The 15,839-nt window shown below is 39.2% G+C and carries 15 protein-coding genes; 9 read left to right on the forward strand and 6 right to left on the reverse strand.

All coding sequences use genetic code 11. The features are described 5' to 3' along the window. Positions 1-286 precede the first annotated feature (286 nt). Positions 287-838 carry a 1,6-anhydro-N-acetylmuramyl-L-alanine amidase AmpD gene (gene ampD, locus AVFI_RS11475; RefSeq protein WP_155663039.1) on the reverse strand — a complete coding sequence of 184 codons (552 nt, stop codon included), beginning with the start codon at positions 836-838 and terminating at the stop codon, positions 287-289. Between the two features lie 113 nt (positions 839-951). Here ampD and nadC point away from each other — a divergent pair, with 113 nt between their 5' ends. The 8 genes from nadC (at position 952) to yacG (ending at position 8,117) form a co-directional block, all read left to right on the forward strand. Next, positions 952-1,839, forward strand: a complete 888-nt coding sequence (gene nadC, locus AVFI_RS11480; protein WP_012533422.1) for a carboxylating nicotinate-nucleotide diphosphorylase — start codon at positions 952-954, stop codon at positions 1,837-1,839. 343 nt (positions 1,840-2,182) lie between these two features. Continuing rightward, the gene (locus tag AVFI_RS11485) at positions 2,183-2,587 is read left to right on the forward strand and encodes a pilin (RefSeq protein WP_054775673.1); all 405 of its coding nucleotides are present in this window, start codon (positions 2,183-2,185) and stop codon (positions 2,585-2,587) included. A 2-nt stretch (positions 2,588-2,589) separates the two neighbouring features. After that, entirely contained in the window at positions 2,590-4,278 is a 1,689-nt protein-coding gene (gene pilB / locus AVFI_RS11490; RefSeq protein ID WP_188863586.1) for a type IV-A pilus assembly ATPase PilB, read from the forward strand. Between the two features lie 19 nt (positions 4,279-4,297). Then, positions 4,298-5,536, forward strand: a complete 1,239-nt coding sequence (locus AVFI_RS11495) for a type II secretion system F family protein (protein ID WP_188863587.1) — start codon at positions 4,298-4,300, stop codon at positions 5,534-5,536. A gap of 104 nt (positions 5,537-5,640) precedes the next feature. Beyond that, positions 5,641-6,528: a prepilin peptidase gene (locus tag AVFI_RS11500; protein ID WP_017019492.1), complete on the forward strand. Its 888-nt coding sequence runs from the start codon at positions 5,641-5,643 to the stop codon at positions 6,526-6,528. Continuing rightward, positions 6,525-7,148 carry a dephospho-CoA kinase gene (coaE, locus tag AVFI_RS11505; protein ID WP_188863588.1) on the forward strand — a complete coding sequence of 208 codons (624 nt, stop codon included), beginning with the start codon at positions 6,525-6,527 and terminating at the stop codon, positions 7,146-7,148. The genes AVFI_RS11500 and coaE overlap by 4 nt, the downstream gene beginning before the upstream one ends. Before the next feature lie 5 nt (positions 7,149-7,153). Next, positions 7,154-7,900: a cell division protein ZapD gene (gene zapD, locus AVFI_RS11510; RefSeq protein ID WP_005420900.1), complete on the forward strand. Its 747-nt coding sequence runs from the start codon at positions 7,154-7,156 to the stop codon at positions 7,898-7,900. A gap of 7 nt (positions 7,901-7,907) precedes the next feature. Further along, positions 7,908-8,117: a DNA gyrase inhibitor YacG gene (gene yacG, locus AVFI_RS11515; RefSeq protein ID WP_012534335.1), complete on the forward strand. Its 210-nt coding sequence runs from the start codon at positions 7,908-7,910 to the stop codon at positions 8,115-8,117. Positions 8,118-8,187: 70 nt separating this feature from the next. On the opposite strand, the gene mutT is transcribed toward yacG, so the two are convergent. Together mutT and secA are read right to left on the reverse strand one after the other, a co-directional pair. Continuing rightward, positions 8,188-8,589 carry an 8-oxo-dGTP diphosphatase MutT gene (mutT, locus tag AVFI_RS11520; protein WP_012533258.1) on the reverse strand — a complete coding sequence of 134 codons (402 nt, stop codon included), beginning with the start codon at positions 8,587-8,589 and terminating at the stop codon, positions 8,188-8,190. Between the two features lie 91 nt (positions 8,590-8,680). Then, positions 8,681-11,404: a preprotein translocase subunit SecA gene (gene secA, locus AVFI_RS11525; RefSeq protein ID WP_012533557.1), complete on the reverse strand. Its 2,724-nt coding sequence runs from the start codon at positions 11,402-11,404 to the stop codon at positions 8,681-8,683. A 335-nt stretch (positions 11,405-11,739) separates the two neighbouring features. Between secA and AVFI_RS11530 the strand changes: the two genes are divergently transcribed. Further along, positions 11,740-12,207, forward strand: coding sequence for a DUF721 domain-containing protein (locus AVFI_RS11530; RefSeq protein WP_063663670.1), 468 nt, complete (start codon positions 11,740-11,742; stop codon positions 12,205-12,207). A gap of 63 nt (positions 12,208-12,270) precedes the next feature. On the opposite strand, the gene lpxC is transcribed toward AVFI_RS11530, so the two are convergent. The 3 genes from lpxC to ftsA form a co-directional block, all read right to left on the reverse strand. Next, complete coding sequence (gene lpxC, locus AVFI_RS11535) at positions 12,271-13,188, reverse strand: UDP-3-O-acyl-N-acetylglucosamine deacetylase (RefSeq protein ID WP_011262630.1); 918 nt, start codon at positions 13,186-13,188, stop codon at positions 12,271-12,273. A 105-nt stretch (positions 13,189-13,293) separates the two neighbouring features. Continuing rightward, positions 13,294-14,544 (reverse strand): cell division protein FtsZ, encoded by a 1,251-nt coding sequence (gene ftsZ, locus AVFI_RS11540; RefSeq protein WP_012532918.1) that lies wholly within the window; start codon positions 14,542-14,544, stop codon positions 13,294-13,296. 32 nt (positions 14,545-14,576) lie between these two features. Then, positions 14,577-15,839: a cell division protein FtsA gene (ftsA, locus tag AVFI_RS11545; RefSeq protein WP_005420913.1), complete on the reverse strand. Its 1,263-nt coding sequence runs from the start codon at positions 15,837-15,839 to the stop codon at positions 14,577-14,579.

A 15,839-nucleotide genomic window follows, 5' to 3' on the forward strand; every position in this document is an offset into this window, starting at 1 on the left:
CGTAGCTCAACCTAATTTAAGTTGATTACTTCCCACATTTCCGTGAGTCATTCGTCACTTTAATAATTGGTATTACCAATTTTATTTAATGCAAAAGTTATCATGAAAAAAGGGATACTGTCTAGATAAAAATTGATTTGAATCATAGAAAGGGGTTAGCGCATACATTTAGTTAACATTCACTGTACGCGCTAATAATAATTGGTAAGACCAATTTGGAGATTTCAGCTAATAAAGCGTGTCATAAGTAAGAAAAACAAAATTCTCTACTTTAAAGTAAATCCTTTTATTTCCTTAACTTATGGTATTTTTTCCAGTCAAATGAAAGGCCGGGATCTGTCTTTCGCAATGGTGCAATATATTGATGCCCCGTAATTCGTTCATTAACTATTTGGGGGTAAGCGGCTTGTAGCACGTTTGTTACAACCGCTAAAGCTTCATATTGTTTTTGAGTATAGGCCGTAAAATCCGTCCCTTCTAACTCAATTCCAATACTATAATCGTTGCATCGTTCACGTCCTACGAACGAAGAAACACCTGCATGCCAAGCTCTTGCATTAAAAGGGACAAACTGAATAACACTTCCATCGCGGCGAATTAGGCAATGTGCTGATACTTTAAATTGATGAATGACTTTAAAGAAAGGATGTTCATTTGGATCAAGCTTACCGGTAAATAATTGCTCGATATAAGGCCCACCAAACTGCCCCGGTGGTAAGCTAATATTGTGTACAACGAGCAATGAAATATCATCTTCATCAGAGCGTTCATCATAAAAAGGAGAGGCAACATGTTTTGCTTCGTTTAGCCAGTGATCTGCTGATAAAGTAAATTTCATGTTCATTCCTGCGTAAATTGAAGTAACTTTGAGTATCTTATGATGAAATTCTACTCTAGCGCGAGTATTATTATTGCCATAAACGTATTTCAAATAATTCAATGGACTTCATCATGATCAAAACTCACGACAGCGCATCTCGTCTTGAATATTTACAACAGCAACTTCCTACTGAAATTACTCGTGCCGTTGCAGATACTTTACGTGAAGATTTAGGCGGTACATTAGATGTAAGTACAGACATCACAGCTAGTCTAATTGCTGAAGATACTCAATCTGTTGCAACGATTATTACTCGTGAGCATGGTGTTTTCTGTGGCCAAATGTGGGCTGATGAAGTGTTTAAACAACTGGGCGGCACAGTAAGCATTGAATGGCATGTTAAAGATGGCGATAAAGTTGAACCAAACCAAACGCTTTGTACCTTAACGGGACCTGCTCGCACACTATTAACTGGTGAACGAAATGCAATGAACTTTATTCAAACGCTATCTGGTTGCTCAACAGTAACTGCAACCTACGCTGAAAAAATTGCACACACGAATTGTCGTCTACTTGATACTCGTAAAACCATTCCAGGTTTGCGCAGTGCATTAAAATATGCCGTAGCGTGTGGCGGTGGTTTCAATCACCGTATTGGCGTGTTTGATGCTTACCTAATTAAAGAAAACCATATCATTGCGTGTGGCGGAATTGAAAAAGCCATCACAACAGCAAAAGAGCTGAACCCAGGTAAACCAGTAGAAGTTGAAACTGAAAGTCTAGAAGAGCTACAGCAAGCGATTGATGCTGGTGCTGACATTATTATGCTAGATAACTTCACCACTGACATGATGCGTAAAGCAGTAAAAATTAACGCAGGTCGTGCCGCACTAGAAAACTCAGGTAACGTGACTTTAGATACGATTGCTGAATATGCTGAAACAGGCGTTGATTACATCTCTGTTGGTGCATTAACCAAGCATCTTAAAGCCATGGATTTATCGATGCGTTTTAAATAAATCGCAGAATTATCGATAAACAAAAAGCCAGTAAATTTACTGGCTTTTTTTATTTTTAGTACACAACTACTCTCTTATATCTTTGATACTATTCACATAATCAACAGCTCACCTAACAAGTTAAACAGCCGTATCTAAATTAAGACTTGCGATCGACAACAAGGTTTAATTTATGACTTCTTGAAGTGAATCGTATTTGATTTTGCTGTTTACATTTATCACAGCATAAATTTATTACTCACTCGAAAGGCTCTCTTTTCGCTCTACCATATCTCTCTATTCGTTTTATTATTTTACGCATCAAATAAAACATGAATCACCCCGATTCATCTTGGAGATAAATATGAAAAAGCGTCAAGGACAGAAAGGTTTTACTCTAATTGAGTTAATGATTGTAGTTGCAATTATTGGTGTATTATCAGCAATCGCAATTCCTGCATATAAAGATTATGTATCAAAAAGCCAAGCAGCTTCAGGACTAGCTACATTAAAATCATTAGTTACCCCTGCTGAATTAATTATACAAGATAATGGTGAATTAAGCGGAGCTATAACAACTTTAAATATTAGTGAAGATGCCAATAAACTTGGTAAGTTATCAATTTCAGGTGCAACTTCAATCGTTTTTACATTTGGTGCTGATGCCGGGAAATTAAAGACTAAGACAATCTCAATGAACAGAAATGCAAGCACTGGCTGGTCTTGTAGTACAACGGTTACTGATGGTGTAGAGGGCTGTTCTAAATAGTTATGCACACCAACCTCGCCTCTATCTTGCGTCAAGCTGAGTTAATCAGTGCGACGCAAGAAAGCAGTATCATAGAGTCAGTTCAAGCAGAAACGCACACCGTGCCTTCTGCTCTTTTAGCTCAGGGGATATTTACTCCTGATGAACTCGTGAGTCACCTTGCACAAATATTTGGGCTTGAGGTGATCAACGTGACTCAATTCGATTATGCTGCCACTTGTCAAAAACTAGGGCTTCGCGATCTCATTACTCGCTATCAAGCCCTTCCAGTTAATCACGACAGTTGCACGATTCGTCTTGCTGTCGCTGATCCAAGTATTGCTCAAATAGAAGATGACTTTCGCTTTACCAGCGGAAAACAAATTGAATTAGTACTTGCGGATCAAGGACAAATCCAAGCCGCTATTCGACGAGTCTACGGTGCAGGATTGTCTGCAAATGACAATCAACATAAAGAGATAACCCAAGATGAGTTAGCCTCACTGGTTGATGTTTCACTTGATGAGATAAGCGCTACAGAAGATCTCAGCCAAGACGATGCTCCAGTCACTCGCTTTATTAACCAAATTTTATTAGAAGCGGTGCGTAAAGGAGTATCAGATATTCACTTTGAACCCTATGAAGATAATTATCGAGTGCGTTTTCGCTGCGATGGGATCTTAGTGGAAAACAGCCGCCCATCGGCTCATTTAAGCCGTCGTTTATCTGCTCGCCTTAAAATCATGGCAAAATTAGACATTGCAGAACGTCGTCTACCACAAGATGGGCGTATTAAACTCAAATTAAACAGTACCACTTCGATTGATATGCGTGTTTCTTCACTGCCAACCTTATGGGGTGAAAAAATTGTTCTGCGTTTATTAGACAGCAGCGCGGCTAATTTAAATATTGATAAACTAGGCTATAGCGATCAACAAAAAGCCCTATATTTAGAAGCCTTAAAACGCCCTCAAGGGATGATATTAATGACAGGTCCTACAGGCAGTGGGAAAACCGTCTCTCTTTATTCTGGTCTTAATATTCTCAACACTACAGAACAAAACATTTCAACAGCGGAAGATCCAGTTGAGATCAACTTGAATGGGATAAACCAAGTTCAAGTGAATCCAAAAATCGGCCTTACTTTCGCTCACGCTTTACGATCTTTTTTACGTCAAGATCCAGATATCGTCATGGTAGGTGAAATACGAGATCTCGAAACGGCAGAGATTGCGGTCAAGGCTGCTCAAACTGGGCACTTAGTTCTTTCTACCCTACATACAAATTCCGCAGCAGAAACCGTCGTTAGGCTAGGCAACATGGGAATTGAAAATTTCAACTTAGCTTCCTCTCTTAGTTTGATCATTGCCCAACGGTTGGCTCGTCGTCTCTGTAATTTATGCAAACAAGAAGATCATTTAAGTGATGAGTTACGAGAAGAATATAACATTGCACCTTCAGCCATTATTTATCAAGCCAATAAAGAAGGGTGTAATGAATGCACTCATGGTTACTCAGGGCGTATTGGTATTTATGAAGTGATGCCATTCACCCGAGAACTGTCTGTTGCCATTTTAAAAGGTGCAACCGTTAGACAAATAGAACAAATTGCCATTCAGCAAGGTATGGATAACCTAAAAACCTCAGGAATTAAACGATTAGAAGATGGCACAACCAGCTTACAAGAACTAAACCGTGTACTCTATTTTTAAAGATAAGTAGATAATTCAAATGCCTAAAACAAAAAAGAAATCCAAAGCAATCGTATTAAAAAGCTTTCAATGGCGTGGCATTAACAGTTCAGGAAAAAAGGTATCTGGAAAACAGCTCGCATTAAGTGATGTAGAAGTCAGAATAAAATTAACTGAGCAGAACATCCAGATAAAAAAAATTAAAAAGCGTAGTATTTCTAGCTTTGAAAAAATGAAGCACGCCGTTAAGCGCAAAGACATCACCCTCTTTACTCGCCAGCTTTCCACCATGCTTGCCTCTGGTGTTCCGGTTGTTCAATCACTGCAACTCATCGCAGAAAACAACACCAAAGCGGAAATGAAATCCATCTTGCATCAAGTGTGCTTATCCATCGAAGCTGGTACTCAATTATCTAAAGCGCTTTCTAGTAGCTGTTCCCATTTTAATTCTTTTTATATCGACCTTATAGCGACCGGGGAAGAGACTGGCAGCTTAGCTCAAGCTTTCGCTCGTTTGGCAGAGTATAGGGAAAAAAGTGATGCTTTACGTTCTAAAGTAATCAAAGCCATGATCTATCCAAGCATGGTCTTTTTAGTTGCAATAACCGTAACGATTTTAATGCTTACTTTTGTTATCCCAGAGTTCGAGAATATTTTTAAAGGCTTTGGCGCTGAATTACCTTGGTTTACTCAACAAGTAATTAATATCTCTCATAACTTACAAGAGTATGGGCTACATATTCTTTTACTTATGATGCTCACCATCCTAATGCTCAGTGCATTAAAGAAGAAGTCCTACTTTTTTAGAATGAAAGTGAGTCGCCATAGCTTGCAAGTTCCCATCATTGGTACCGTACTGTCTAAAGCGGCCATTGCTAAATTTTCCCGTACTTTAGCAACCAGTTTTAGTTCAGGTTTACCGATTTTGCACAGCTTACAAACCACCAGTAAAACCGCCGGTAATCTTTACTATCAAGAAGCCATCTTATCTGTACAACAGCACACCGCTGCTGGTATGCCGCTTTATATTGCCATGCGACATACCGAAGCCTTTCCTGAAATGGTACTGCAAATGGTTATGATTGGAGAAGAATCAGGAAAGCTAGATGACATGCTAAATAAAATTGCTCATGTTTATGAGGAAGATGTTGATAACACCGTTGATAACTTAGGTAAAATTCTAGAGCCGTTTATTATCGTTTTTCTTGGCACCATGATTGGTGGTTTAGTGGTGTCTATGTACCTTCCAATCTTTAACCTAATGAGTGTTATTGGCTAAAACGTGTAATAAGTGCGTTAAGTTTATACTCTTAACTACTTCATTTTAATGAATTCTGATACCATCAGCTAAATACGTTAATTACTGATATTGGACGCTTTTACATGGCTGTTTTTGATTATTACCCTTGGCTTTTCCCTCTATTTGCCACCCTATTTGGTTTGCTTGTTGGTAGTTTTTTAAATGTCGTAATTTATCGTTTACCCATCATGATGGAAAAGGAATGGAAAAAAGACTGCATTGATTGCTTTCCAGATCTCGCCCCAGAAAAAACCAATGAAGAAAAAGAAGAAACCTTTAATTTAAGTGTTCCTCGTTCTCGCTGTCCAAAATGTCAAACTCAAATTAAATTCTATGACAACATTCCTGTCATTAGTTGGCTTTTGTTAAAAGGAAAGTGTCGTAAATGCAGTAACCCTATCAGTTTTCGATATCCTGCAATTGAACTACTATCAGGCGCAATGTGTTTTGCCGTTTCGTACTTATTACCCTTCTCATATTTTGCTGTTGCTGCCGTTCTATTTACTCTAGTTTTGATCGCATTAACCTTTATTGATATTGATACCATGTTACTGCCAGATCAAATCACCCTACCTCTACTATGGAGTGGTCTATACTTAGCTCTAGTGGGCTGGAGTTCAGTAAGCTTAGTTGATTCCGTTGTCGGAGCAATGGCTGGCTATTTGATTTTATGGTCTATTTACTGGGGCTTTAAGCTACTTACAGGCAAAGAAGGCATGGGTTATGGTGATTTCAAATTACTCGCAGCTCTTGGAGCATGGCTTGGTTGGCAGCAGCTACCATTGCTTATTCTATTGTCTTCTGTTGTCGGAGCAATCATTGGTGTCATCATGCTAACCGCTCAAAAGAAAGGGTTTGATAAAGCAATTCCTTTTGGTCCTTATTTAGCCATTGCTGGCTGGGTCTGCCTATTATGGGGACAAAACATTAGCCAATGGTATTTTAATCACATTCTAGGTTTGCCACTATGAGTTATGTCGTAGCAATTACTGGTGGTATTGGTAGTGGAAAGACCACCGTTGCCGATCGCTTTCAAGCGCTCTATAACATCAATATTGTTGATGCTGATATTATTGCTCGTGAAGTTGTTAATCCAGGTACCGAAGGATTGACTCAAATAGAGCAACATTTTGGACCACAGATTTTATTGAACGATGGTCATTTAAATAGAGCGAAGTTGCGTGAGTGTATTTTTTCTGAACCTAGTGAAAAACAGTGGCTCAATGATTTATTACATCCATTGATCCGTTCAGAGATGCAACGTCAAATAGCTTTATCCACTTCAGAGTACACATTGCTTGTAGTGCCTCTTTTAGTTGAGAATAAGTTACAATATTTAGCAAATCGTGTGCTTGTTGTTGATGTTTTGGAGCAAACTCAAATTAATCGTACTGTAAATCGTGATAAAGTAAATCATCAACAAGTTAAAGCTATTCTTGCTTCACAAGCATCAAGAGAAGAACGTTTAGCGGCTGCGGATGATATAATTAATAACGATCAACAAAATAACGACTTAGATATGAAAATATCTCTGCTACATGAGAAATATCTGCTATTGTCTCTGGCATCTATAAATAAAGAGAATGAATAACGACTATGAATGGATTGGGTATGCAAAAATTTGAACACCCTTTAAATGAAAGGACTCGAATTTATTTACGAATAGAATCGCTATTTCGTAAATTAGGGCATTCCGCTGATTTAACACAACCATTTGAATACCAAGTTTTTTTCAGTTCTTTATTTAATATGCTTGATATCTTAGAACAGGTACAAGTAAAAGCAGAGCTAGGTAAAGATCTAGAAAAGCTTCGCTTACAATATCGAGCTTGGATGGACATTGAAGGCGTTGATCAATCAGCACTACTTTCTGTACTTGAACAGATCAGTCAGGTACATCAAAACCTAATGCAAACCACTCGCCCAGGTCACTCTTTAAAAGAGGATCGCTTCCTTTCTGCATTAAAACAACGTTTCTTTATTCCTGGTGGAGATTGCTGTTTTGACTTACCAGCTCTACATCATTGGCTACATTTACCATTAGAAGTGCGCTGCCGTAATACGCATAATTGGATGGCACAACTGCTTTCTCTTTCTGATGCCTTATCTTTATGGTTAAGACTTACTAGAGAAACAGCACGCTTTGAGCCTCAAATCGCTCGTAATGGATTCATGCAGAGTGAAATGGAAAATGCCAACTTGCTTCGTCTTGAAATACCAATTGATCAAGGTGTTTATCCAATGATCTCTGGGCATAAAAGTCGTTTTGCGTTACGCTTTATGTCTTTTGAAACAAATAAGAATTGCGAAAAAGATATCGAGTTCACGCTTGCTGTCTGCTGAGGAAACTATGACAAAACCAACTACAGAGCAACCAACTATCGTTAAATGTCCAACATGTCAGTCTGCTGTTGTTTGGAATGCTGAAAGCCCATTTCGTCCATTTTGCAGTAAAAAATGCCAAATGATTGATTTTGGTGAATGGGCCGATGAAGAAAAATCGATTCCGGGAGCTCCCGATATGTCAGACTCTGATGGTTGGTCTGAAGATCAATACTAATACCAATTCCAAATAAAAAAGCGATCATCATGATCGCTTTTTTTATGCCTATTATATGATAGTCACTGAATTACGAACTAAATTGCTCTACGACTTTATTTAATACAGGCACATTCGCTTCAGGAAACTCATACTCTTTAAGCGAGGAAATAGATACCCATAAACCTTCTTGGCCTTCTTTACCATAAGGTTGGTTTTCAAACTGAGTTACCGTAAAAAAATCAAAATAAAGCGATTTATCCGGATAGTCATGAGATAAAGATTCAAATATATCGAGCTCCGTTGAGTTAATTCCAACCTCTTCATTCAACTCTCTTATCAGAGCTTGTTTTGCACTTTCTCCTGCTTCAACTTTGCCTCCAGGAAACTCCCAAAAGCCTCCTTTATGTGCCTTATCTGGACGTTTAGTAATAAAGACTTGGTTCTTTTCTGCATTTAAAATGATTGCAGCAACTATATGTAATCGTTTCATGTATAACCTTTTCTATATCCATATCACGCTTATAAAAAAGCCGCTAAATGATAGCGGCTTTTATTTTTCAATGAAGAACAATAAGTATCAACTAGATCTTACCGTGACATTGTTTGTATTTCTTACCTGAACCACATGGGCAAGGTTCATTACGACCCACTTTACGTTCTTCACGAACCATTGGAGAATGAGCTTCTTCCGCACCTTCGCCATCATCTAGCTGATTTTCAGCATTTTGATGTTGTAACTGTTGACGTCGAGCGGCTTCTTCAGCTTGTAAACGACGTTGCTCTTCCATACGCTCTACATCTTCTTGCTGTTGAACTCGAACTTTACTTAAGATCGAAACAACATCAAATTTTAGCGTATCAAGTAAACCTTCAAACAACTCAAACGACTCACGCTTGTACTCTTGTTTCGGGTTTTTCTGAGCGTAACCACGTAAGTGAATACCTTGACGTAGGTGATCCATTGCAGCTAAGTGCTCTTTCCATAGACCATCAAGTGTTTGTAACATAACCGCTTTTTCAAAGTTACGTAGAACTGATTCGCCAACAGACTCTTCTTTTTCTTTGTAAACTTGAACTGCAGCTTCGATGATTTTTTCACGTAGGTTATCTTCATGAAGTTTATCATCGTTATCTAGCCACTCTTGAAGCGGAAGATCCAAATCAAAATCAGCACGTAGACGAGTCGTTAGTCCTTCGACATCCCACATTTCTTCTAAAGATTGAGGTGGAATGTATTGACCAAATAGACCTTCAAGAACTTCTTGACGGTTGTAACCGATCATTTCGCTGATATCATCAACATTCATTAACTCGTCACGCAGTTCATAAACAACTTTACGTTGATCATTTGCTACATCATCGTATTCAAGCAGTTGCTTACGAATATCAAAGTTACGACCTTCAACTTTACGTTGTGCATTTTCAATCGCTTTAGTTACCCATGGGTGCTCGATTGCTTCACCTTCTTCCATACCTAACTTCTTCATCATGCCTGATACACGATCCGAAGCAAAGATACGCATTAGTGCATCTTCCATCGATAAGTAGAAACGAGAAGAACCAGCATCACCTTGACGACCAGCACGACCACGTAATTGGTTATCAATACGGCGAGATTCATGGCGCTCAGTACCGATAATATGCAAACCACCAGAAGCAAGAACAGCATCATGTGCTTCTTTCCATTTCGCTTTTACCGCTTGGATTTGCTCTTCTGTTGGATCTGATAGTTTAGCTACATCTGCCTGCCAACTACCACCTAACACGATATCTGTACCACGACCAGCCATGTTAGTTGCGATAGTTACAGCGCTTGCTGTACCTGCATTTGCAACGATATCGGCCTCTTGTTCGTGGAATTTCGCATTAAGTACATTATGTTTAATTTTTGCTTTTTTCAGTGCATTTGAAAGCAATTCTGATTTTTCAATCGAAACCGTACCAACAAGAACCGGTTGGCCACGCTCAGAACAGCCCTTAATGTCTTCAATGATAGCCGCAAATTTTTCTGCTTCTGTCATATAAACTAAATCACCCATGTCATTACGAGCCATTGGGCGGTTAGTTGGAATAACAACCGTATCTAAACCATAGATTGATTGGAATTCAAATGCTTCTGTATCCGCTGTACCTGTCATACCTGACAGTTTTTCATATAAACGGAAGAAGTTTTGGAATGTAATAGAAGCCAATGTTTGGTTTTCATTCTGAATCTTAACACCTTCTTTTGCTTCAACAGCTTGGTGTAAACCTTCAGACCAACGACGACCAGGCATTGTACGACCTGTATGCTCATCAACAATGATCACTTCATCATCTTTTACAATGTAATCGACGTCTTTTTCAAATAACACATGCGCACGTAAAGCAGCATTAATATGATGAAGCAGGCTAATATTTGCAGGAGAATACAACGTATCATCTTCTTCCATTAAGCCAGCATCTTTAAGCAGTTGCTCAACAAACTCTTGACCATTTTCGGTTAAGTGCGTTTGTTTGCCTTTTTCATCTAGTGTGTAGTGACCTTCACCACGGTATTCTTCACTGTCTTCTTCGTCTTGCTTAACAAGTTGAGGGATAAGAGTGTTGATACGGATATACAGTTCAGAACTATCTTCAGCAGGACCAGAAATAATTAGAGGAGTACGAGCTTCATCGATTAAGATTGAATCCACTTCATCGACTACCGCAAAATAACGCTCACGTTGAACACGATCTTCCGCACGGAAAGCCATATTGTCACGTAGGTAATCAAAACCAAATTCGTTGTTTGTGCCGTATAGAATGTCACATAAGTAAGCTTGTTTCTTCTCTTGAGGTGGCATGTTTGGAACGTTTACACCAACAGTCATGCCTAAGAATTCAAATAACTCACGGTTTGTTTCAGCATCACGCTTAGCTAAGTAGTCATTCACGGTAACAACGTGAACGCCTTTACCAGTTAATGCATTCAAATAACATGGCAATGTTGCTGTTAGTGTTTTACCTTCACCTGTACGCATCTCTGCGATTTGGCTATCGTTTAGTACCATACCGCCAATCATTTGAACATCAAAGTGACGCATACCATATAAACGCTTAGATGCTTCACGTACTGTAGCAAATGCTTCTGGAAGTAAATTGTCTAAATCTTCACCTTGCTCTAAACGTGCACGGAACTCGATTGTTTTCGCTTTTAATTCTTCATCTTGTAGTGATTCGAATTGTGGTTCAAGTTTATTAATTTGGTCTACGATTTTACGTAGCTTACGTAATGTACGATCATTACGGCTACCAATAACTTTAGTTAGAATTTTAGAAAACATGATTCCGTTGCTTCTCTTTATCTCTTGATCATTAATGATCTGGTTTAATCTGAAATGTGAATCAATCGCCTAGAGTTTACTCTAAGAAAAATACTTCTTTTATATACTTACCTTATGGGGATGAGGCTTTGATTTTTCAAGGCCACATTAGATAGTTGTGTTGCTTGTCATCATAAGTAATAATTAAGAAAGTATAAGCGATAACGTGAAGCAATCCTAAGGTAAATCTGTAGAGTTTGATTTCAATTCTGAAAAATTCAGATCTAATTGGCATTTATTACTTTTTCTTTAGTACTCACCACCAAATAACGCACGATTTATAAGAGTTTTTAGTGATGCGAGACCATAGACCACAACCGGCAAACGATTTTTTCAATAATACTCGTTTTAAAGATCTGCAAGAAAAAGCGATCATTTTGTCAAAGCTATCTCATGTACTTGAAGATGCATTGCCTACAGGCTGTGAAAATCATTGCCGTGTGGCAAATTATCGCCAAGGATCATTGGTGATCGAGGTATCAAGTAGTGTTTGGGCAACAAGAATTAATTACGAAAGACTAACTTTGTTGTCTGTTTTTCGTAAGCACGGCTTACCTAGTCTTTCTAACTTAGAAGTAAAGATCAACCCTGATCTTGCTCGATCCTTTGTCGGTGAAAAACCTGCCGTTTATAAATCAGAGAAACAGGCAAAACGTGAGCTATCGGCAGCGGCCGCTAGTGCATTAGAAATGGTAGCTGAAACAGCATCTCCTAAATTAAAAAAGCGTTTAGAAAGTCTCGCTGCATTAGCAAATAAAAAATAAAAATATATCAGATACAAAAAAGCCAAGCATTCGCTTGGCTTTTTTAATTTGATGATGTGTTACTTACGCAAGTACCATTCCTGGTTGCATAAATGCAACTGGAGACTCTTGCTCATCCTCAATGGTCGTCCACTCCCATGCTTCTTGATCTGCAAGAACTGCACGAAGTAGCTGATTATTCAAAGCGTGACCTGATTTGTATGCACGAAGTTCACCTAGAATACTATGACCTGACATATATAGGTCACCCACAGCATCTAGAACTTTATGCGTTACAAATTCATTATCAAAGCGTAGACCGTCTTCATTTAGGATTCGGTAATCATCAAGTACGATTGCACAATCAAAGCTACCACCTAAACATAGATTTTGCGATTGTAAGTACTCGATATCACGCATAAACCCAAAAGTACGAGCTCGTGAAATATCTTTGATAAACGATTGGCTTGAAAAATCAAACACTAGCTTTTGGTCATCTGATTCAATCGCAGGGTGATTAAAGTCAATAGTGAAATCTAAACGGAAACCGTTGTAAGGACGAATTTCAGCCCACTTATCACCATCTTCTATGCGAACAGGTTTCTTAATACGAATGAATTTCTTCGCTGTATTAAGTTCTTCAATACCTGCAGATTGTAAAAGATATACAAAAGGACTTGCACTGCCATCCATAATTGGAATTTCAGGAGCATCAACTTCGATAACAACGTTATCAATGCCCATGCCAGCTAAAGCAGCATTCAAGTGCTCAACCGTTGAGATACGTACGCCTTCATCATTAACTAACGCTGTACATAGCATCGTGTCACGAACTGACTCTGGATCCGCAGGGAAATCAACTGGCGGATTAAGGTCTGTACGACGATAAATCACACCTGTGTTCGCAGCTGCTGGACGAAGAGTAAGCGTAACTTTACGGCCTGAGTGTAAACCCACGCCTGTCATTTGTACGATACTTTTCAGTGTACGTTGTCTGATCATATGCTCATCTCAACTATAAATATGCTTAATTTCAAACCAATTCTAAGAACTGGTCTGATATTCTAGCACACAATTTTTCATTAAACCAAATCGTTTGATGATTAATTAGTCAGCTTGGCGTCGTAAAAACGCTGGGATATCTAAGTAATCTTCTTTCTGATCTGGCTTAGCTTGTGCCGCACCCGCATTCTGAACACCAGCTGCTGGTGATGTAGATGGCGCAGATGGTTGTGCTGCTGGTTTAGTTACTTGCACGTTTTGTGCCGCTTTTTCAACCACAGGTTCAACTGGTGCTTCAACTTTTGGTTTTACTTGTGCTTGAGCCGCAGGTTGAGCTGCTGGAGCCGATTGAGCAGGAGCCGCTGCTTTATTCGTCACTAACGTGATTTCAGGCTTTTTTTCAGTACCGATACCTGTAGCAACAACCGTTACGCGAATTTCGTCACTCATATCAGGATCAAGAGAAGTACCAATAACAACCGTTGCGTTATCTGATGCAAATGCTTTTACTGTATTACCTACAGTTTCAAATTCATCAAGACGCATATCTAAACCTGCAGTGATGTTTACAAGAACACCACGAGCGCCAGCAAGATCGATATCTTCAAGTAACGGACTTGAAATCGCTTCTTCTGCTGCTTGTTCTGCACGATCTTCGCCTACTGCGATACCGCTACCCATCATTGCATGTCCCATTTCAGACATAACGGTACGAACATCGGCGAAATCGACGTTGATCATACCAGGACGAGTAATAAGCTCTGCGATACCTTGAACAGCATTACGAAGAACATCATTCGCTTTTGCAAATGCTTCTAATAACGTAATACCACGGCCAAGAACTTTTAATAATTTTTCGTTTGGAATCGTAATTAATGAGTCAACATGTTTTGATAACTCTTCGATACCTTGCTCAGCAAAAGCAAGACGCTTACGACCTTCAAAGCTAAATGGTTTGGTAACCACAGCAACTGTTAGAATATTTAATTCTTTAGCAACTTCAGCAATAATAGGAGCTGCACCAGTACCTGTACCGCCACCCATACCAGCTGCGATAAATACCATATCAGCGCCCGCTAACACTTCTTTCAGTGCTTCACGGTCTTCTAGAGCTGCATCACGGCCTACTTGCGGGTTTGCACCAGCACCTAATCCTTTAGTGATGTCGCCACCAATTTGAATAACGGTATTTACACTCGTTTTACGAAGTGCTTGTGCATCAGTATTTACACTGATGAACTCAACACCTTCAATTGATTCTCGTACCATGTGCTCGATAGCATTACCGCCACCGCCACCTACACCAACAACTTTAATTACTGCGTCGTCGGACATTTCCATCATCGGCTCAAACATTTGTTCTCTCCGTTTCTTCCTGTTCGCTCAGGTTAAAACTCTTTTAGTATCCAATTTTTAAATTTCTTTATTACGGTAGTAAAAGATTGGCTCTTACTTGGCACATAATCTTCATCGTCATGTAACTGACTTTCTTTACCGTAATGTAAAAGCCCTACAGCTGTCGCTTGATAAGGTTCTTTTACGTAATCTGTTAGGCCTGTCACCTCTAAAGGTTGACCAATTCTAACTTGAGTTTGGAACACACGCTCAGCGCAGTCAACCAAACCTTCAATCTGTGACCCACCACCAGTCAATACAATACCGGCAGCAAGATGATGTTTTGTACCTTCAGCGCGTAATTGGTCTTGAATTGAGACAATTCGCTGATTTACAAGACCGAGCAGTTCAGAATACCTTGGTTCGATAACTTCTGCTAGCATTCTTCGCTGTAAACTTCGAGATGGACGCCCGCCAACACTTGGAACATTGACCGTTTCATCTCGATTAATATGTTCACTTATCGCACAACCATATTTTACTTTTAATTTTTCAGCATCGTTAAATGGCGTACCAAAAGCATAAGCTATATCACTTGTTACTGCATTTCCGGCATAAGGTAATACTTCAGCATGACGTAATGAACCGTCAGTCCAAATTGCGATATCCATTGTGCCAGCACCGATATCAACAACACAAACACCTAAATCACGCTCATCTTCTGTAATAACTGCATTACTTGAAGCCAAACCAGAAAAAATAATATGTTCAACTTTTAAACCACAACGTTCTACCGCTTTCACTATATTACGTGCCATATCATTATGGCAGGTAATAAGATGAACGCTAACTTCCATTCTCATTCCTGATAACCCAATAGGGTTTCTGATCCCTTTTTGAACATCAATAGAGAATTCTTGTGGAATTACATGCAATGTACGCTGTTCATCACCTATCTTAACAGATTTTGCAGTATGAATAACGCTATCCATGTCATCTTGAGTCACTTCTTCTTCAGAAATTGACCCCATACCTTTCTCGATTTGGCTAGCAATATGTTTGCCAGAAAGAGAGATAAACACTGATGTAATGGTACATTCAGCCATCAATTCAGCTTGATCAATCGCTCTTTGAACCGATTTTACAACCGATTCTAGGTCGTTTACACCACCTTTATCCATACCACGAGATGGACATGAACCAGAGCCGATAACACTCACTTGGCCATCAGGTAAAACTTCGCCAACTAACGCTGAAACTTTGTTTGTACCAATGTCTAAACCAACAATAATACTGCCTTCTGGCGTTTTACTCAT

This window comes from Aliivibrio fischeri ATCC 7744 = JCM 18803 = DSM 507 (genome assembly GCF_023983475.1).
Classification (GTDB): domain Bacteria; phylum Pseudomonadota; class Gammaproteobacteria; order Enterobacterales; family Vibrionaceae; genus Aliivibrio; species Aliivibrio fischeri.